Origin of the sequence: Acinetobacter sp. YH16032 (assembly GCF_013417345.1) — a bacterium.
GTDB lineage: Bacteria > Pseudomonadota > Gammaproteobacteria > Pseudomonadales > Moraxellaceae > Acinetobacter.
In genome coordinates this window covers 19,444-38,903 of sequence record NZ_VPEE01000028.1, presented here as the reverse complement: position 1 = coordinate 38,903, position 19,460 = coordinate 19,444, and the positions used below count along the sequence as shown (strand labels likewise).

The following is a 19,460-nucleotide window of genomic DNA, read 5'->3' as shown; positions in this document are numbered from 1 at the left end:
TCGGTTAATTAAGGCGCGGTTATAGGATGACCAATTGGTTGTACGGTAGATTTTAGAGGCAGGCTTATTCATTTTGAAATTATATTGCTGAATAAGCTTTTGATGCTAGGTTTGTGCAACAAAGCCGTTAGGCTCTAGAAAAAAGGGATCAGATTTATTTGCCTTAGTTCCTTTAATTTCTGATCCTAATATTAATGATGTTTTAAAAAAAGCATTTGATTATGTGATTTCTGGCATAGTTGGATATTATACTGGTGATGTAATTGATAGATTAAAAAAAGAAAAAGACGATAATAAAAAAATTTTTATTGGTTCAATTCATACAGAGGTCGCAAATATTGTAAATAGAGTTGATACTATTGGTGGGGTAGAGGGGATTAGTATAGGTTCACCTTTATTAGGTCGTGAAACTATAGCTGCATTTGATTCAAATACTAAAGATTATTTAGCTTCTATTAAAGATGAATATTATCTAGGAGCTTATAACGAAATAAAAGGAAGTGTATACAAGTTCTATCCTAATAGTAATCTAGTTGGAATTAGAAGATCTGGTGGAAGTGCTGTTTCTGTGTGGTTAAGCAAAGAAGATTTTGACCAAATTCGTTATTTAAAAGAAAGAAATCCCATTTATTGCTTTAAAGGGCATCCACGGTATAAATTTGGGGTAGAGACAAAACAAATCTCTGAATTCGAAGCAGATGAAATAGAATATATTTCGCAAGACTTAGCCTAAAATTCTGATTAATCTTGATTAGGAATATATTATGAAACTCAATTCATTCTCCCCACTCCCTGAAGATGATAGCGAACTTCATCTTCCTGAACTCATCTATTGGGCTTCATTAGGCGAAATCACAGAAGTTGAAACAGCTTTAAATAACGGAGCTGATGTAAACCAAATTGATGATGAAGGTTATAGCGCACTTCAAGCAGCTGCAGAGAACGGGTACTTAGATGTAGTACAACTGCTAGTCGCAAAAGGTGCAAATGTAGCTTACAAAGGTCAATTTACAGCTTTAGAACTTGCTGAAATGGCAGGCGAGCAAGAAATTGTAGATTACTTAAAAAGTCTGTAAAACATGCAAAATAAAACCCCAAAAAAAGGGGTTTTAATCGTTTAAGACTGCGTCAATTCTTTATAAATGGCTTCATTAAATGCAGGAATATCATCAGGACAACGAGATGTAATGAGCGGCCAGCCGCCAGTATTACAACGATGCACCTCTTCATCGACCCATTTACCGCCTGCATTTTCTAAATCAATTTTTACTGACTTATAAGACGTCAGATTTTTATCTTTGATACGTTGCGCATCAATTAATGTCCAAGGCGCATGACAAATAGCTGCGATTGGTTTTTGATGGTCAGCAAAACTTTGAATCAATTTTTGAACCTGTGGATGAATTCGCAAGTTATCCGCATTCACCGTTCCCCCAGGAATAATCAGGATGTCATAGTCGTTTGCATTGACTTCATCAAAGCTTATGTCAGGTTGAACTTGATCTGAAGGCTCTTGATCCCCAACCACAGTCTGAACAGATTTCTTTTCTTCAGCAGCATGATAGGTTTCAATCCCTTTTAATTTTAAAAATGCTAAGGGTTTGATTAATTCATCTTTTTCAACACCAAAATTTGCAGTAATAAATAAAGCTTTTGCCATGTTCACATCCTCAATCTTTAAAATTTTGTATGTAAGCGGTTTGCACTAGGCTATTCCGTCTTGTAGGAACAGCATAAGTCGCTTGCACTTTGGAAATTACAGTCAGAGTTGTTGCGTGACACACTTTAAAATTAACAAATGGAATTCATGAAAGTGTTGTGAAAGCGAAAAAGCATGATGAATAATTGTTTTACAAGCGTGACAACGTGTAGTGTGCTTAAAAAATTCTATGTGTAAGAAAAAGAAAAGCCCATCTTCCTGATGGGCTTTTCTTCGTATCGGCTGCTTGTAGGTATAACTCCTGTCGTACCTCACGTCCTGATGCTCAAACTTATTATTGTTGTTTTTTGTTTGGGAAACTTCCTGTTTCCTGATGGTTTAAGAATAGTGCAGTGACGTTGATATGCATAGCCGACAATAGAAGAGATGATTGTAGGAAAATGCTTACAAAACTGTCTAAGTGATTCATTTATCGCTCAATAGATCAATTTAGCGTTTTATATTTTCACGAATGAATTGATCACTGTATTTTACCAGCTGATCTAATGCAGGTTGCTCAACAGGGTAGTGCCCACCATTTTGTAAAGTCATCACACGATAAGGTACTTTCAACTGTTTCAAAACAGGTTGGCTCAATTTTAAAGGAGTCCATTGATCCTGTTCAGGTTGAGTCAGTAACACAGGTGCTTGATTAAACTGAGTCAAAGGATATGGTTTTTGGTAATGCATATAGCTGTTTAAAAACTCCACGCTCATGCTATTACCTGCGAATGTCTTGTCAGCCAGCATGATGCGTAAGGCTTCAGGGTCATTGGTGAGTTTTGACATCTTTGAGACCAAGGACATAGGTAAGGCGATTTGCTTCAAAGGGGTATGTGCTACTGCTTTCATACTCGGCAAAAGAACAGGGCTTAGAGCACTAAAACGCATAGTTCCTTTTTGAACGTCTTTAAATTCTTGATCGAGAAAGGTCATTCCGATGATGCCATCGACATGTTGATTCTGCATGGCCACATGTAGCGTGAGCATTCCACCTGCTGAGAGTCCATAAAGGAAAATAGGACGATCATCTTTTTGCGCTTGTTCGTTCACAAAATCATTGACCAATTTCACCCAATGATCATAACGAATTTCTTTTTTTGAAGGGTATTGCGTCAGACCATAACCGGGTAAATCCAATGCGAAGGTTTCATACCCTTTTTGGGCAAGTGGACGCCCAAGAATTAAACTCATCTGACGACCATTTGTACCTACGCCATGTAATAAAATGACTTTGGCTGGCGCTTTAGTATTGGGATAAGCATCGACATGTACACGGTAATCATTCCAACTCCAGTAGTACTCATGTGGTTTGTTTTGGTCATTGAGTCGAAATTTCGAAGGGAGTCTTTGTTGTAATTGTTGCCAAGCTGCTTGTTGCTGGTAAGACTGTGGAATTTTAGTTTGAGTCCAAGCCAAATTAGAAATTAATAAAGCCATCATGGTGGCAACGGTTGTGAGTATTATTTTGAGCACGATTAAACGCCTTTCGTTTTTTTCAAACACTATAAAAATGAAAAGCAACTTTGTTTATTACCCAAATCATCAGTCGTAAAGGAATCGAGTCAATTGCTAAGCTCAAGTTACTGAAATTAAATGCATATTATTTTTTGTTTAGATTTGGTTGTATGTTAAATGTACAGAAATAGGTCTTAGGTCATCAGTGATGAATAGAAAATTTAAGCAGTTGTATTTGATTGTTTTTTAATCAAGCAAGTTGAGTTGAATTCATGGTAAAATGATCGGCTTTCATCTTTGATCTATTTTTTGATCTTCCATCTGCCAGCCGAGAATTGCTAGCCATGTCTACTGCTTATACCGCTCAGACTGCGCCAAAAGCGTTGTTTGATTACGACAAATATTGGGCGTCTTGTTTTGAACCCGCGCCTTTTTTGCCGATGTCACGCGAGGAAATGGACCAACTCGGTTGGGATAGTTGTGACTTTATTTTTGTTTGTGGTGATGCTTATATCGATCATCCATCATTTGTAACCGGTATCATTGGCCGTGTGCTTGAAGCGCAAGGTTTCCGTGTTGGTATTATTGCCCAACCAGACTGGACGAATGTTGAAGCATTCCGTGTACTTGGTAAACCAAATATTGCTTGGGGCGTATCGGCAGGTAACATGGACTCTATGATCAACCGTTATACGGCTGACCGTAAGATCCGTTCAGATGATGCTTATTCTCCAGATAACCAACCGAATAAACGTCCTGACCGTGCAGCAACAGTCTATTGTCAACGTTGTCGTGAAGCGTTCCCTGATGTTCCTGTTCTGCTAGGCGGTATCGAAGGTTCATTACGTCGTATCGCGCATTATGACTATTGGTCTGACAAAGTTCGTCGTTCTATTTTAATGGATTCAAAAGCAGATCTATTAATGTACGGTAATGGTGAGCGTTCGATCATTGAAGTGATGCATCGTTTGGCACGTGGTGAGAAAATTCACGAGATTACTGATGTCCGTGGTACAGCATTTATTATCAATAAACACAATCGTGCGGCGAAAGCCAAATTTGTGGAAATTGCATCAAATGATGTCGATACCATTGGTCGTGTTGATCCAATCATCAATCCGTATGTGATGACCGAAGATATTGATGGTTGTGAAATTGAAAAAGACAAAGGTAACAGTTTAAGCCAGTACCAGAATTTCCAAAAAGAAGTGGTCACCAATCCAATTGTACGTGAAGGTGACAATTTGGATGCAGATACACAAATCGTTCAGTTACAGCCATCCTCTAAGGCAATTAAGCATAAGTTGCCACCACGTGAATTGGCTGTGATTCGTCTGCCTTCTTTTGAAGAAGTTGCTAATGATCCAGTGCTGTATGCCCATGCCAACCGTATTTTGCATTTAGAAACCAATCCAGGGAATGCGCGCGCACTTGTGCAGAAGCATGGTGAGCGTGATGTCTGGATTAATCCACCGCCAATCCCACTAACCACAGAAGAAATGGATTATGTGTTCGACTTGCCTTATGCACGTCTACCCCATCCATCTTATGGCGATGCGCGTTTCCCAGCGTTTGACATGATCAAGTTCTCTGTGAACATCATGCGTGGTTGTTTCGGTGGTTGTACCTTCTGTTCGATTACGGAGCATGAAGGTCGAATTATTCAAAACCGTTCTGAAGAATCGATCTTACGTGAAGTTGAAAAGATTCGTGATACGGCGCCGGGCTTTACAGGCATTATTTCGGACTTAGGTGGTCCTACAGCCAATATGTATCGTTTGGCCTGTAAAGATCCAGAAATTGAAAAGAACTGTCGTAAGCCATCGTGCGTGTTCCCAGGTGTTTGTCAAAACTTGCATACTGATCACGCACCTCTTACGCAGTTATATCGTAAAGCTCGTGCTTTACCGGGTATTAAAAAGATTTTGATTGGTTCGGGTCTACGTTATGACCTTGCAGTATTGAACCCTGAATATGTGAAAGAATTAGTCACGCATCATGTCGGTGGCTACTTAAAGATTGCACCTGAACATACCGAAAAAGGTCCGCTCAATAAAATGATGAAGCCGGGTATCGGGACTTATGATCGCTTTAAGCAGATGTTTGATCGTTTCAGTAAAGAAGCAGGCAAGGAACAATATTTGATTCCTTACTTTATTGCGGCACATCCGGGTACAACCGATTATGACATGATGAACCTTGCAATTTGGTTGAAAAAGAATGGTTTCCGTGCTGACCAAGTACAAACCTTCTATCCATCACCAATGGCAACTGCGACCACCATGTACTACACCGGTAAAAATCCGCTTGCGAAAGTGGCACGTTATACTGAAGATGTCGACATTGTAAAAGGTGAAAAACGCCGCCGTTTACATAAAGCTTTCTTACGTTACCATGATCCAAATAACTGGCCTTTACTGCGTGAAGCTTTGAAAGAAATGGGTCGTCAGGACTTAATTGGTAATTCTAAGCAACATTTGATTCCGACGTATCAGCCTCAGGGCACGGATGGTCAATATCAATCTGCACGTAAGAAAAATTCAACTGTTGCAGGTGATTCACAAAAACGTACGGGTCAAACCGCTAATCGTGGTCAATCCCAAGGACAAAATAATCGTCCGAAGAAAGGCCAAATCTTGACACAGCACACTGGTTTGCCACCACGTGAGACTGGAGATCGCAAAAAACCTTTTGGCGAGGGGAAACTTAAGGGTAAATCCAAACCCAAGTCTCGTGCATAAATGATAATTTCTTTTAAAAGGACGCTGCGGCGTCCTTTTTTGAACATTTTCTATACAATATTTTCGATAATGCTCATTTTATCGGAATATTGGGCTTGATTTGGGTAAGTCTCTTTTTTATTTTAAAATAATCATTTAAATTAGTAGTTTAGTGAGGTTTTGAGTTTTTCATTTCAGGTGATATTGTATTATCATCAAATGAAATTTTCATCATTGTCCAACAATTATGTAATAGTGTGATGTGGTTCATGTTTTAAACTATAGCCAATAAGTGCAGAACATGTTTAATATATGCTTGGTCTGAAGCGCTTTTCACTTGGACTATGCGATGTTTAACATCAGCATAATGAAACAATAATAAAAGTTGTGTTTTTTTGAAGTAGTTTAAAAAAGAAATTAACGATAAGAATTCAAATAAGGATACTAGTCATGGATATCATGATCATCGCGAGTGTGATCATACTCGCTGTGGTGTTGTTCATTGCTTATAAAGGATTAAAGCATCAACAACCCTCTGATAGCATGCTCCGTCAAAGAGCAGTGTTTAGCCCCTATCAGCAAGTAACTTTCAATCGTCTTAAAGAAATCATGCCAAATGCGCATATTTTGGCACATGTCTCTTTTGACGCCTTACTGACCACAAAGTTACCGCGTACACGTCGTAAATATGAGTCAATGTTTGCTGATTTTGTGGTGATGAATAAGGATTGTAAAGTACTTGCCATTGTCAGTTTAGAAGATAAATTTTCATTCAAACGTGGACATACTTTACAGTTTCAAAATGCATTACTTGAAACAGCGGGATACAAAGTGATCTCTTACCATGCTGTCCCAGAATATGTGCAGTTAAGACGTGATTTTTTGGATGAATACACTGAGGAAATGCCAATTGAATGGGGAGATGAATCCGTGATTGAGCATAAATTAGAAAAGTATAGTGCTGGGCGATTGGCAGATATTCGCGCATTTAGCTAATCATCTTTGAAATAAAAAAGCATGCTCAGGCATGCTTTTTTTAATCAAGGTTTCGCAGCAATTACCGTTAACTCAACAAGAACATCGGGATGATACAGTCTGGCCTCTACGCATGTACGCGGTAAAGCTTGAATATCAGAAACCCATGCATCCCAAACTTCATTGAATGCTGCATAATCTTTTTCAATATCTTTTAGATAAATTGTCACAGACATGATATGGCTTTTATCTGTACCTGCTTCAGCCAATAAACGGTCAATAATGTCAAAGGTTTGTTGTGACTGTCCACGAATGTCGAGAGACGTATCTTCTGCTAACTGACCTGCCAGATGAACGAAGTGACCAAAAATAGCAACCTCAGAAAAACGTTTTTGAACGTGTAAACGTTGAACAGACATAAAACTCATCCCTTATAGATATAAATATAGATTATGAAACGCAGTATAGGATTTAGAAAGTATAGGGGAATTGGAACTATGAATTCGGTTTAATTGCTGTATCTCTGAAAGTTTATTTTTATGGGAGGAGATCAGAAATATTTGGAGGAAAAAGACATTGTACCCATTCAGATTAGAGTGCCCTGTAATATTCGGATGGATTGTCACGCCAATCACAGGACAAATGTGTTAGATATAGGTCTTCTAACAACATCTCAGCAGACACATGGGTAAATGTATTGCGCGATTAGATTACTCTAAAAAGGAAAAAAAGGCGAAAAAAATTGACTTAATTTTGTTCTTTTGCATGAAAACTAGACGAAATTTACAATCCGAATAAATTGAGTTGCGTGTCTTGTTGTTTTTCTGAAAGTTGATACACCCCAACACCAATGAGTCTAAACTGATATTCATCAGGAATATTCATTTCCATTAACAATAATTTGAGTGCCAGTTGCAAATCCTCTATGTGATTGAAAGGTTGTTTAAAGCTTTTAGAGTGTTGTAAAACTTGAAAATTTTTAAGTTTGAGTTTGACGCTGATACCTCTAGCGATCATTTCCTTGTTTTGAAGATTTTGCCAAACACGAGAAAGCAGTGAAGTCCAAAATTGATCACATTGGTTTAAAAAAAGATCTTCATCAAACGTGGTTTCTTTAGAAATTTGCTGTCTTTGGCGTTCGCTTTGAACAGGTCGCTCATCAATCCCTTGAGCATAGAGAAATAATTGTTTGCCATATTTTCCGAAATGATGAGTGAGAAATTTTTCTTCCACCTGCTGTAAATCCCCAAGTGTTTCGAGTTGCAAAGCTTTTAATTTTTCCTGTGTGACCTTTCCTACACCAGGGATTTTTTTGAGTGGAAGATCATAGATAAACTGTTGCACCTGATTGGGTTTGATCACACAAATGCCATTCGGTTTATTCCAATCAGATGCAATTTTGGCTAAAAACTTATTTGGTGCAACGCCTGCTGAGGCGGTCAATCTAGTAAGCTGAAATATTTCATCACGAATATACATTGCAACTTCAGTGGCACTTGGGATCTGCTGTAAATTTTCAGTCACATCTAAATATGCTTCATCCAGCGATAAGGGTTCGATGATGCTGGTATATTTTTGAAATATCTTATGAATTTGAGCTGAAACATGTTGGTATTTAGAAAAATTTGGCTCAATGACGATCACTTGTGGGCAAAGTTTTCTAGCTTGTGTCATCGACATGGCAGAACGTAAGCCATACTCACGAGCTGGGTATGATGCTGCTGCAACGACGGCCCGTGGGTGATGAGATGCAATGACCACAGGTAAGTGTTGTAATTCTGGACGCTCTCTAAGCTCCACAGAAGCGTAGAAAGCATCCATATCGATATGAATTATCTTTCGCAAAATGTTCAATCAATCATGAGATGCCTTAATTTTAACCCATAATTAAGGCGTCGTTGAGCTGGTTATTGGGTATGCGTAATGCTCCGTCAGTAAAGTCACCTTTCGACCTTGATGCTGTGCATGATCAATCACGAGTTGTAGGCTTTTCGGAGAATGATCTGCTATTCGTGGTAGAAATTCTAAAGGCTGTGAAAGTGGTTTTAAGAAATTGTCCCAATGAATTGGTATGACTTCTTTCGGTTGTAACTGATCAATGGTTTCAGCGAGATACTGCTGTTGAAACTCGGGTGATTGTTTTGAAAGCTGAGCAATTCCTAAAAACAAGACATCTACATTTAACTTCTGAAATTGATTAGGAAGTGCACCTGTGCTGGCTTTAACTAAAATTTTGTGATTATTGTGCTCAATCAAGTAGTCAAAGCTACCGCCTTCTTTAAACTCATAAAAACGTGCTGGCTGAGGCAGTGGATGCAGAATCTCTTCACCTAAATCATTGTTCACTGCTGTAGGTGGCGTATGTTGTGAGGGAATAGGCGTAATACGAAATGCACCCAATTGTAGTGCTTGAAAAGGCACAGCCAGTTTCAATTGATGCTCAGGCACTTTGCCGCCTCGTGCTATATTTAATGTACTCAACGAACCAATGATGTGAGTTTTGGGGAGTGAACTTCCGAGTACTGAGATATCCAAAGCATGATCATAGTGACTGTGGGTCACCAATATGGCTTTGAGGCGTTTAAGCTCATGGTCCTGAATCATATTGTGAAGCAGTGTTTGATCACTGGAAAGGCGTTGTAAAGCAATGGTCATGAGAGACGGTCGACTAAAAAAACCATCAATTAGAATTTGTGAATTACCATCATCAAATAGCAATGTGGAAACGCCAAAAAAGCGAACATTTAATTTTTGTTCACTGACGGGTTGGTCTATTTTAGCCTTCCATTGATTAAATTCGGAGAGCTTTCCTGATGGTTGCCATAAATAAAAAAACGCAGCCATGAGCGTGACAGCCAAAAGACCAACCACTGTTAAAATCCCTTTTTTAAGCGACATCATGTCATCCTTATAAAGCGTAACTCGCTTGCTTGAGCCCAGTTGCACTCTATTTTTTTGTTAGATCTCTTTAGTTGTAACGTACTGACTCCTTAAGATTTATGGCTCAATTTGATTTAATTTTAGAAATTTTATCCAGTCGTTTTGATCGCCATTAAATACATTCAAATCCACTGGTGTAGAAATACCCTTAATTTTACCTTTATTGGTGTATTGCCAAAAGATCCAATCTGGATTGTCTTTTAATTCAGGTTGAGCGGTGTATTCACGTACCCAGAGTGGGGTATTCGTAAAAGCACCCGCAAGTACGATGTTATAGAAGGCTTTAGAAACATAAAAGATAGGTTGTTTGCCATAATGTTGATGCAGCAAATCGTGCATAACATCGATTTCATATAACAGTTGTTCTTTGCTATAGGTATTGATGCAATTGCTGTCGTATTCCAAATCAATGACTGGGGGAAGGGCATCTTCTTTACGTGGCACAGAATCAATGAAATTTAATGCCTGAACTTTTCCATCACGGCAAAGTCGATAGAAATGATACGCTCCGACTTTAAAACCATGCTCGCGTGCTTTAAGCCAATGATCCTGAAATTTTCGATCTTTAAAGTCACCACCTTCTGTTGCTTTGAGGTAGACAAATTGATATTCCTTTTTTGGAATTTGCGACCAGCGAATCTCTTTTTGATGATGTGAGACATCAAATCCTTTGATTGGATATTCTTGAGCTGTTGCTGGTTGAAACGGCAAAAAGAAAAAGCTCAATAATCCGACTAAGAGTGCGATCAGGGCTGCACCTAAAAGGGAAGTCCACAAGATAATCTTCTGCGAATAGATATGCTGCTTATTTTTTGAATTCATGAGCACTTAAAGATTGGTGCGAAATATGATTAATATCATAACGCGAATAAACGTAAATGGTAGCGACAGTATCTAGAATCCATATCCATTAATCATTGTCCATTTCTTTCGGAATTTTCCAAAAAATAAACATGGTAATAATGTTAATTGAGCCCATTAAAATTAATGTCCATTGGAAGGCCTGTTGCATTTGTGCAGTACCAAGATAAGCGGTGAACACATTGACCAGTGTACCTGCAAGCGCTACACCAATACTCATGGATACCATCATAATCATCGAGAGAAAACTGTTACCACTACTAGCATCTTGTTGAGGCAAATCCTTTAAGGTTAGCGTATTCATAGAAACAAATTGCAGTGAGTTCAACATACCAAAAATGAAGAAATGTAATGTTCTTAGCCATAAAGGTGTTTCGGCTGAGGTGAGGGCAAAACTTGCAATACATAAGCCAATAAGGCAGGTATTGACTAATAACACCCGACGATACCCAAATCGTTGAATAATTTGGCGAATGATCGGTTTTGATGCCAGTGAACCCAATACCGTTGGAATCATAAGTAAACCAGTAATAAATGGTTCAAAACCAAAAGCAACTTGTAGCATTAAGGGGATAAGAAAAGGCATCGCATTGCCGCCTAAGCGGGCAAAAAAGTTGCCTACAATACCAATCGCGAAAATTTGATTTTTGAATAGTTTCCCACGAAATAGAGCATTTTGGTGGGTATGGGCATGCACCATGTACCAAGCACTTGCAGATAAACCAAACACAATAAGAACAATACTCCACCATAGTGGAAGATAGGGGCTAGCAAAATTTTCAATCCCTAAACTTAAGCCAACCATCGCGATGACTAATAACAAGAAGCCAAAAAAATCAAATTTAGCAACATGGGTCTCGGTCACATTTGGCATGGCTTTAAATGTGAGAAAAACTCCAATGAGTCCAATAGGAATATTAATTAAGAAAATCCACTCCCAAGTTACGTACTCCACTAGCCATCCGCCAAGAGTAGGACCGATTAAGGGGCCAATCAGACCTGCAAGACTCATCAGAGACATGGCTGCAAGGAATTGCGTTCTAGGAATGATTTTCAACATTGCAAGACGCCCAACTGGCAGCAGTAAAGCACCTCCAATCCCTTGAATCACTCGGAAAAATAAAAGCTCATTTAAATTAGAAGAAAATGCACATCCAAGCGATGCCAAAGTGAAAATGATAATTGCAGAAAAATAAACATTTCGGACACCAAATCGGTCAGCCAGCCAACCACTGAGTGGAATACAGGCTGCGACTGACAATACATAAGCCACCACGACACTATGCATGTGTAGAGGATCTTCATTGAGGTGATGAGCGATTGCAGGAATCGCAGTATTGATGATAGTTGTGTCTAGACCTTGCATAAAAAAGCCGATCGAGACCAAAAACACCAATAATCTAAACTCAGGCTGTAAGGGTTGGTGTGCTGTGCTGCTCATCTTGTAGGATCATATTAGTAAGTTAATATTTTAAAACAGTTTCTCAGTATCACTTGTGGTTTATTTACGAAGGATTTGCAACAAAATTGCAATCTAATGGTCACAGCATTGTCATCGCATGGTCATAGAGTGTTGCCAACAACATCATAAGACGATTAAAAAAATGAAGCTAAAGTCTAACGCACTTGTGATCGCAATGTGTGCATTGGGGCTAGGGGCATGTAATGATGACACTAACAATATCACATCAGTACCAGATATTACGCCTGAATCGATTGAACTCAACTATCTCAGTCGTACAGAAAGTCGTGGTTTTGCGGTCAGCGCAGCAGAGATACCTGCCTATGATGCACAAAGCCAAAGATTGTTTGTTGTAAACGCAAAAGAAGGCGTGGTTGATATTTTTGATTATCGCCAACCTCAGCAACCTAAATGGATTGGCTCTTTAGATGCTAAATCATATTTAACAGACTCAGAAGTAAATAGTGTTGCTGTAAAAAATGGAATTGTTGCCTTGGCTGTACAAGCCAAAGATAAAACAGATCCAGGAATCGTGGCACTTTTTAATGCCAATGATTCGAGCTTTATTGCCCAAGTTCCAGTGGGTTCTCTACCCGATATGCTGACCTTTAGTGCAGATGGTAAAACCTTATTGGTGGCGAATGAAGGAGAGCCATCTCATGATTATGCGATTGATCCCGAAGGTTCGATTTCAATCATTGATCTCTCAAATTTGAACAAACCAGTTGCAAAAACAGCTGACTTCAAAGCCTTTAACAGTCAAGCACAGCTATTACGTAATCAAGGTGTGCGAATTTATGGTCCAAATGCAACAGTAGCGCAAGATTTTGAACCTGAATACATCACACTCAGCGCAGATGGCAAAATTGCATGGGTCGCATTACAGGAAAATAATGCCTTAGCTAAGGTGGATGTTTTAAATGCCAAAGTCATGGCTGTTTATCCGCTCGGTTTTAAAGATCATGGCTTACAAGGTCATGGTTTAGATGTCAGTGATGCCGATGGTGAAAATGGTCTTGCGAAGATCAATATTCAAACTTGGCAGCATGTTCGTGGCTTATATATGCCAGATGCGATCTCAAGTTACGAAGTCAATGGTAAAACGTATATTGTCACTGCCAATGAAGGGGATGCTCGTGCTTGGGGTGAAGATGATCCTGAATATTGGGGAGAAAAATTAAAGGATAATCCGAGTGCTCAAGGTAATATTAAAAAGGGTTTTGTTGAAGAATGGCGTGTGAAGCATCTAGTCCATAAAGATGGTTTCGATAGACGGCAAGGGGAAGATCTGCCACCACAGTTACGAGCACTGGCGAAAGGTGCTGAATTGAATCCTCTGCATTTTGCATATTGTGGAGCGATCGATGGAGATGCTAAAGGATGCCGTGAAGACAAGATGCTTGGCCGTTTGAATATCACTTGGACTGAAGGTTATCAAAAGAATACTGATGGCACACCTAAACTCAATGCTCGAGGCAATTTAGTTTATGATCATTTATATAGCTTCGGGGCACGATCTGTCAGTATTTGGACAGAAAATGATGCTCAAACAGGATTAGAGCTGGTTTGGGATTCGGGTGAAGATTTTGAACAATATATTGCTCAGCACCATCCTGAGATCTTTAATGCAAACCATGAAGAAGCAGGGGGCGATAATCGTAGTGACAATAAGGGACCAGAGCCAGAAGGCGTGGTGATCGGTCAAATCGGCCAGAAAACTTATGCGTTTATTGGTTTAGAACGAGTTGGAGGCGTGATGGTATATGACATCTCCAATCCTGCCCAACCCCAATTTGTGCAATATATTCATTCGCGAAAACTTGATGCAACCACTGCCGATATCGAGGCAGGTCAGGCAGGAGACTTAGGTCCTGAAGGATTAACCTTTGTTTCCGCAAAAGAATCTCCAACGGGTATGCCTTTACTGATTGTAGGGAATGAAGTCAGTGGTACTACAGCAACGTATCAGATCACGTTGAAATAGAGCCTGATTGTGTAGATGTATGATAAAAGAGCCATATGGCTCTTTTATTTTTTACTCGTCATTCGTAATACTCTAAAGTCTTGTTGAATTTAGACCACGAATTGTTCAGGGCATTTCATGTTTGCGACGGCATTGATGATTTGATGTGAATGCTCGCATACGATGATTTTTGCACGATGTTGAGCAGGTAGAAAACCTTCTTCTACTGCATGATCGAGTTGTGCAATCAAAGCATTATAGAATCCATTGACGTTATAAATAATCATTGGTTTTTGGTGTTGATTTAACTGTCCCCAAGTTGCGATTTCTAAGATTTCTTCAAATGTACCTAAACCTCCCGGGAGCGCAACAAAAGCACTAGCACGTTCAGCCATCATGGCTTTGCGTTCATGCATTGTTCTTACCACGTGAAGTTCTGTTAACTGATTATGGGCAACTTCGTAATCAAGCATAAATTCAGGAATAACACCAACAACTTCACCATGGTTTTCAATGACTGTATCTGCGACTTGTCCCATTAATCCGATACTTGCACCGCCATATACGATGCCAAATCCTTGCCTTGCAATTTTTTCAGCCAAAGCAATGGCTTTTTGTTGGTAAATAGGGTTATTGCCAAAACGAGAACCACAATAAAGTGCAATAAGGCATTGAGTTGCTTTTGATTTAACTGATGTATCGGTCTCTAAGGTGTTATTAAGAACGCTTGTATTCATATTTATTTACTCACCTTTTTTAAATTAACTTCATCATGCAGTTTAATCTAAGCAAGAAAGGTGACAACTGTATAGATAAATAAGATTTTTTTGAAATATTTTGTAGTTTCATTCCAAAATGATTGATAAAGTCAATCTTGATTCAACGAAAAAATAGTGAATTGCACTAAAATCTTTTCTATACTGAAAATCTGTTCGGCAACCAATACATCAATATGAGTAGTGATCGACATCGCTCAATAGAACAAAATATTATTTATTTTCTAAATTTAAATACTGTATTTATAACTTTGCCTCATCACTTTGGTTTAAATGAATCCCATCTTCCTGAAACGTGGGAGTGTAACTCATGATTTTTGAATGGATGTCTGATCCTTCCGCATGGGTGGGACTCTTAACTTTAATTATTTTAGAAATTGTTCTCGGGATTGATAATCTCGTCTTTATCGCGATTTTGGCGGAAAAACTGCCGCCTGAGCAACGCAATAAAGCCAGAATTTTAGGCTTAACGCTCGCGCTTGGCATGCGCCTAATCCTTTTGGCGTCAATCGCTTGGATTATCACGTTAACGAATCCATTATTCCATATCTTTGATCATCCGTTTTCAGCCCGAGATCTTATTTTGATTTTTGGCGGTATTTTCTTGTTAATGAAGGGAACTTTAGAACTACATGAACGTCTAGAAAGTAAAGTTCATGTTAAAGAAGAAAATCCTGTTCATGCTGCATTTTGGATGGTCATTGTACAGATCGTGGTATTGGATGCAGTGTTCTCACTCGACAGTGTGATTACAGCAGTCGGTATGGTCAAAGATCTTTCGGTCATGATGATCGCCGTAATTATTGCGATAGGAATCATGCTATGGGCCTCTAAAGCCCTCATGGACTTTGTGAATAAGCATCCAACTGTGGTGATTCTGTGTCTATGTTTCTTGATGATGATCGGTTTCTCATTGGTTGTCGAAGGCCTAGGCTTCCACATTCCGAAGGGTTATCTATACGCTGCAATTGGTTTCTCTGTCCTGATTGAGTTTTTAAATCAATTGATGCGCCGTAACCAAGAAAAAACGGTGACAACGACTGATTTACGTTTCAAAACAGCTTCTGCCGTCATTCGTATGCTTGGTGGTAAGTCAAAAACGGCAGATGCTCAATCGGCAAATACGGATGATGTTTTGGCTACCCAAGCGTTGGTAGAGGAAATGTTCTCGGATGAGAATGCGGTATACCAAAGCGTGATGTTGCAAGGTGTATTAGGTTTATCTGAGCGACCAGTCAAATCATTAATGACCCCACGTCCAGAACTCGAATGGATCGATTTAGATGACGATCCTGAAAGTATTAAACATCAAGTGCTTTCTATGAAACATTCACGTTTGATCGTTGCACATGGCGAGCTAGACAATATTGCTGGGGTGGTGCTCACGCATAACGTTTTGAATGACTATATTGAATCAGGCGATTTTAATTTCGAAAAACACATTCGAGAGCCTGTCATTGTCCATGAAAGCGCTCAAGTCTTAATGGTGATGGATCAATTGCGTCAGGCACCCTTACAAATGGCGATTGTTCTCAATGAATATGGTTCCATTGAGGGTATTGCAACACCGATTGATATTTTAGAAGCGATTGCGGGTGAATTCCCGAACGAAAATGAAATAGAAACTGCAGTTGAAAGCTTAGAGGATGGTTCACTCATGCTCGAGGGTTCAACTGATATTCGTCATATTTCATTATTGCTTGATCGTGATTTAGTTGATGAGTCAGAACAGTATTCTACGCTGTCTGGTTATATCTTATTCCATTTAGGACATTTACCTGAAAATGGAGAAACCTTTGAAGCAGAAGGGTATCTATTTGAGGTGGTTACAATGGATGGTCATAAAATCGAAAAAGTACATATTGTACCCATCGTAAAACAAGACCCATCAGAATGATTTAAACTCAGTTAAAATAGCATCTCATTAGGTGCTATTTTTTTTGGAATATTGATGTCCGAACTCAATTGTCCTTGCGGGCATGGAATTTATACACACTGTTGTGAACCTTTACATCGTGGTCAGCGTGTTGCAGAAAGTGCTGAACAGCTCATGCGTTCTCGCTATAGTGCATTCGCTAAACATGAAATCGACTATATTGTGAGTACCACAGCATCAGGTCAGCAAAGTCATTTAGACATTGCTGCCATTCGGGATTGGGCGATGAGCAATCAGTGGTTAAAATTAGAGGTTATTCAGCATTTACCTCGTCTGGATAAAAACCATGCTCAAGTTGAATTCAAAGCACATTACCAACATGTCGATCAGGTACATGTCCATCATGAAACCTCAAATTTCGTATTCACCAATAGACAGTGGTATTTTTTAGACCCAACGACAGATCAAACTGTGACGATGAAGCAGACTTGTATTTGTGGATCAGGAAAAAAATTTAAGCAATGTTGTGCGCGATTTCTCTAGAATTAATTTTTAATTAACTTAGAATATTGCGCATTAAAAACCCTCATTTGGAAGTAGGGCAATGTTACTCACCGTTATTTATATTATTGCGATTACTGCGGAAGCGATGACAGGCGCCTTGTCTGCAGGTCGACGAAGTATGGATTGGTTTGGTGTCATTATTATTGCCTGTGTGACTGCTTTGGGCGGAGGATCAGTTCGTGATGTTTTGCTAGGGCACTATCCTTTAACTTGGGTGAAACATCCTGAATATCTAGTACTTACATGTTGTGCAGCATTATTTACGATTTTTATCGCAAAATGGATGCGACATCTACGTTCGGTATTCTTACTTCTAGATGCCTTAGGTCTGATAGGTTTTACCATTATTGGTTGTCAAATTGCGATTCAAATGGAACAGGGTTTCGTGGTTTGTGCAGTGGCAGGGGTATTGACAGGCGTTTCAGGGGGTATTTTACGAGATATCTTATGTAACGATGTGCCTTTAGTCTTCCGTCGAGAACTTTATGCCAGTATTTCTTTTGTTGCGGTCATTTTCTATTGGGGCTGTATCGAAGTCGGTTTTTCACAAGATATCACCATTATTTCTACTCTTGTTTTTGGTTTCACATTGCGTTGTATCGCAATTTACTTTGGCCTTGAAATGCCAAAATTTATTTATAAAGATGATGATGAACAGTCGGCGTCATCAAAAGATGTAAATTAAACTTTTTACACTCATCTTTCAAAATGGCCGATAATGTGATCGGTCATTTTTATATGGTTCTTTAGAAAATAAAAATAAGCAGTGTTGAGAAAACAGCGATTGTCATTGGTTGTATTTAAATCACTCCTCACAGAGAGCATGCTATGGATTTAATCTCACGAATACAGCGTTTACCTATTGGTAAATTTCACTACACCTTGTTGTGGGTGATTGGATTAGGCTGGATGTTTGATGCAATGGATACTGGACTAATTTCCTTTATCTTGGCGAAGATGGCTGAAGACTGGCAAATGACGCCTGCTGAAAAAGGTTGGGTTGTATCCATAGGCTTTGTGGGGATGGCGATAGGTGCAGTGTTCTCTGGTGGACTGGCAGATCGAATCGGGCGTAAAGCAGTATTTGCTACAACTTTGGTCATCTATAGTATAGCAACAGCTCTTTGTGCTTTCGCACCAACTTTAACATGGTTATTAATCTTTAGATTTATTGTAGGTTTAGGCTTAGGCGGACAGTTACCAGTTGCCGTGACTTTAGTGAGTGAATACATTCCAGCCCATGTTCGTGGTCGCTTTATTGTGTTACTTGAAAGCTTCTGGGGGCTAGGATGGTTATGTGCTGCACTGGTTTCTTATTTTGTCATCCCTAAATTTGACTGGCATGTTGCATTTTTATTGGGTGGTTTGCCTGCACTTTATGTCTTCGTCATTCTAAAAAAAGTTCCGGAATCTGTTCCTTACTTGATCAATCGAGGTCGTATTAATGAAGCGCACGCGATTGTGCAAAAAATCGAGCGACAGTGTGGTGTCGAAGTCATCGAAAAAATTGAAGTGAAACCAGTTTCAACACATTCAAATGTCAGTTTTGGTCAGTTATGGTCAAGCGGTTTCGCTAAGCGCAGTTTAATGCTGTGGTTAATTTGGTTTGGGATTGTTTATTCGTATTACGGTATTTTTACGTGGTTACCAAGTCTTTTAGTCAAAGAGGGATATACCATTGTGCAGTCTTTTGAATATGTTCTCGGGATGATTTTAGCACAATTGCCAGGTTATATTGTCGCGGCATGGCTCGTCGAAAAGTTAGGGCGTAAAGCAACGCTTTCAGGCTTTATTGCAATGTGTGCAGTATCAGCATATTTCTTTGGGCAGGCTGATACCGTAGCGATGATCATGTTCTGGGGATGCTTGATGTCATTCTTTAATCTTGGTGCATGGGGCGTTTTATATACCTACACGCCTGAACAATATCCTGCAAATATTCGTGCTTTCGGATCAGGATGGGCAGCAGCAATTGGGCGTATTGGTGGGATTGTTGCACCTTTAGTGGTTACCCATATGATGGTGGCTTCAAATGGATTTAGCCAAGTATTTATGATGTTTACCGCTGTATTATTGGCAGTTGCAGCCGTGATCTTGGTGCTCGGTGAGGAAACCAAAGGTAAGACACTTGAGTCTATGGGGATGTAAATCTGTGAAAAAAGAGGA

17 protein-coding genes are annotated in these 19,460 nt (G+C 39.3%); 9 read left to right on the top strand and 8 right to left on the bottom strand.

From position 1 onward, the window contains the following. Window positions 1-223: 223 nt before the first annotated feature. Together FTV32_RS12825 and FTV32_RS12820 are read left to right on the top strand one after the other, a co-directional pair. Entirely contained in the window at window positions 224-733 is a 510-nt protein-coding gene (locus FTV32_RS12825; protein WP_180028863.1) for a hypothetical protein, read from the top strand. Window positions 734-764: 31 nt separating this feature from the next. Beyond that, a complete protein-coding gene (locus FTV32_RS12820) occupies window positions 765-1,076 on the top strand; it encodes an ankyrin repeat domain-containing protein (RefSeq protein ID WP_180028862.1) in 312 nt (103 codons plus the stop codon). Between the two features lie 41 nt (window positions 1,077-1,117). On the opposite strand, the gene FTV32_RS12815 is transcribed toward FTV32_RS12820, so the two are convergent. Next, a complete protein-coding gene (locus FTV32_RS12815) occupies window positions 1,118-1,660 on the bottom strand; it encodes a type 1 glutamine amidotransferase domain-containing protein (RefSeq protein ID WP_180028861.1) in 543 nt (180 codons plus the stop codon). Between the two features lie 489 nt (window positions 1,661-2,149). Continuing rightward, window positions 2,150-3,175, bottom strand: a complete 1,026-nt coding sequence (locus FTV32_RS12810) for an alpha/beta hydrolase (protein WP_373683358.1) — start codon at window positions 3,173-3,175, stop codon at window positions 2,150-2,152. A 326-nt stretch (window positions 3,176-3,501) separates the two neighbouring features. Here FTV32_RS12810 and FTV32_RS12805 point away from each other — a divergent pair, with 326 nt between their 5' ends. Both FTV32_RS12805 and FTV32_RS12800 read left to right on the top strand, forming a co-directional pair. Next, window positions 3,502-5,898: a YgiQ family radical SAM protein gene (locus FTV32_RS12805; protein WP_180028860.1), complete on the top strand. Its 2,397-nt coding sequence runs from the start codon at window positions 3,502-3,504 to the stop codon at window positions 5,896-5,898. Window positions 5,899-6,327: 429 nt separating this feature from the next. Continuing rightward, window positions 6,328-6,873: a DUF2726 domain-containing protein gene (locus tag FTV32_RS12800; protein ID WP_179998914.1), complete on the top strand. Its 546-nt coding sequence runs from the start codon at window positions 6,328-6,330 to the stop codon at window positions 6,871-6,873. A gap of 44 nt (window positions 6,874-6,917) precedes the next feature. On the opposite strand, the gene FTV32_RS12795 is transcribed toward FTV32_RS12800, so the two are convergent. From FTV32_RS12795 to mdtD, 5 genes are all read right to left on the bottom strand, one after another. Then, window positions 6,918-7,271 carry a RidA family protein gene (locus FTV32_RS12795; protein ID WP_180028859.1) on the bottom strand — a complete coding sequence of 118 codons (354 nt, stop codon included), beginning with the start codon at window positions 7,269-7,271 and terminating at the stop codon, window positions 6,918-6,920. A 364-nt stretch (window positions 7,272-7,635) separates the two neighbouring features. Beyond that, a complete protein-coding gene (gene dinB, locus FTV32_RS12790) occupies window positions 7,636-8,697 on the bottom strand; it encodes a DNA polymerase IV (protein ID WP_180028858.1) in 1,062 nt (353 codons plus the stop codon). 42 nt (window positions 8,698-8,739) lie between these two features. After that, entirely contained in the window at window positions 8,740-9,750 is a 1,011-nt protein-coding gene (locus FTV32_RS12785; protein WP_180028857.1) for an MBL fold metallo-hydrolase, read from the bottom strand. Between the two features lie 99 nt (window positions 9,751-9,849). Then, window positions 9,850-10,614 carry a GH25 family lysozyme gene (locus FTV32_RS12780; protein ID WP_180028856.1) on the bottom strand — a complete coding sequence of 255 codons (765 nt, stop codon included), beginning with the start codon at window positions 10,612-10,614 and terminating at the stop codon, window positions 9,850-9,852. 88 nt (window positions 10,615-10,702) lie between these two features. After that, a complete protein-coding gene (gene mdtD, locus FTV32_RS12775; RefSeq protein ID WP_180028855.1) occupies window positions 10,703-12,094 on the bottom strand; it encodes a multidrug transporter subunit MdtD in 1,392 nt (463 codons plus the stop codon). Window positions 12,095-12,257: 163 nt separating this feature from the next. Between mdtD and FTV32_RS12770 the strand changes: the two genes are divergently transcribed. Continuing rightward, window positions 12,258-14,099 (top strand): choice-of-anchor I family protein, encoded by a 1,842-nt coding sequence (locus tag FTV32_RS12770; protein ID WP_257227632.1) that lies wholly within the window; start codon window positions 12,258-12,260, stop codon window positions 14,097-14,099. A gap of 89 nt (window positions 14,100-14,188) precedes the next feature. Here FTV32_RS12770 and FTV32_RS12765 read toward each other — a convergent pair whose 3' ends face one another. Further along, window positions 14,189-14,815, bottom strand: a complete 627-nt coding sequence (locus tag FTV32_RS12765; RefSeq protein WP_180028854.1) for a TIGR00730 family Rossman fold protein — start codon at window positions 14,813-14,815, stop codon at window positions 14,189-14,191. A gap of 349 nt (window positions 14,816-15,164) precedes the next feature. Here FTV32_RS12765 and FTV32_RS12760 point away from each other — a divergent pair, with 349 nt between their 5' ends. From FTV32_RS12760 to FTV32_RS12745, 4 genes are all read left to right on the top strand, one after another. Then, window positions 15,165-16,751 carry a TerC family protein gene (locus tag FTV32_RS12760; RefSeq protein WP_035268121.1) on the top strand — a complete coding sequence of 529 codons (1,587 nt, stop codon included), beginning with the start codon at window positions 15,165-15,167 and terminating at the stop codon, window positions 16,749-16,751. Between the two features lie 54 nt (window positions 16,752-16,805). Beyond that, window positions 16,806-17,273: a YchJ family protein gene (locus tag FTV32_RS12755; protein ID WP_092767377.1), complete on the top strand. Its 468-nt coding sequence runs from the start codon at window positions 16,806-16,808 to the stop codon at window positions 17,271-17,273. A 61-nt stretch (window positions 17,274-17,334) separates the two neighbouring features. Continuing rightward, entirely contained in the window at window positions 17,335-17,979 is a 645-nt protein-coding gene (locus tag FTV32_RS12750) for a trimeric intracellular cation channel family protein (RefSeq protein ID WP_035268119.1), read from the top strand. Window positions 17,980-18,122: 143 nt separating this feature from the next. Next, entirely contained in the window at window positions 18,123-19,442 is a 1,320-nt protein-coding gene (locus FTV32_RS12745; protein WP_180028853.1) for an MFS transporter, read from the top strand. The last annotated feature ends 18 nt before the right edge of the window (window positions 19,443-19,460 follow it).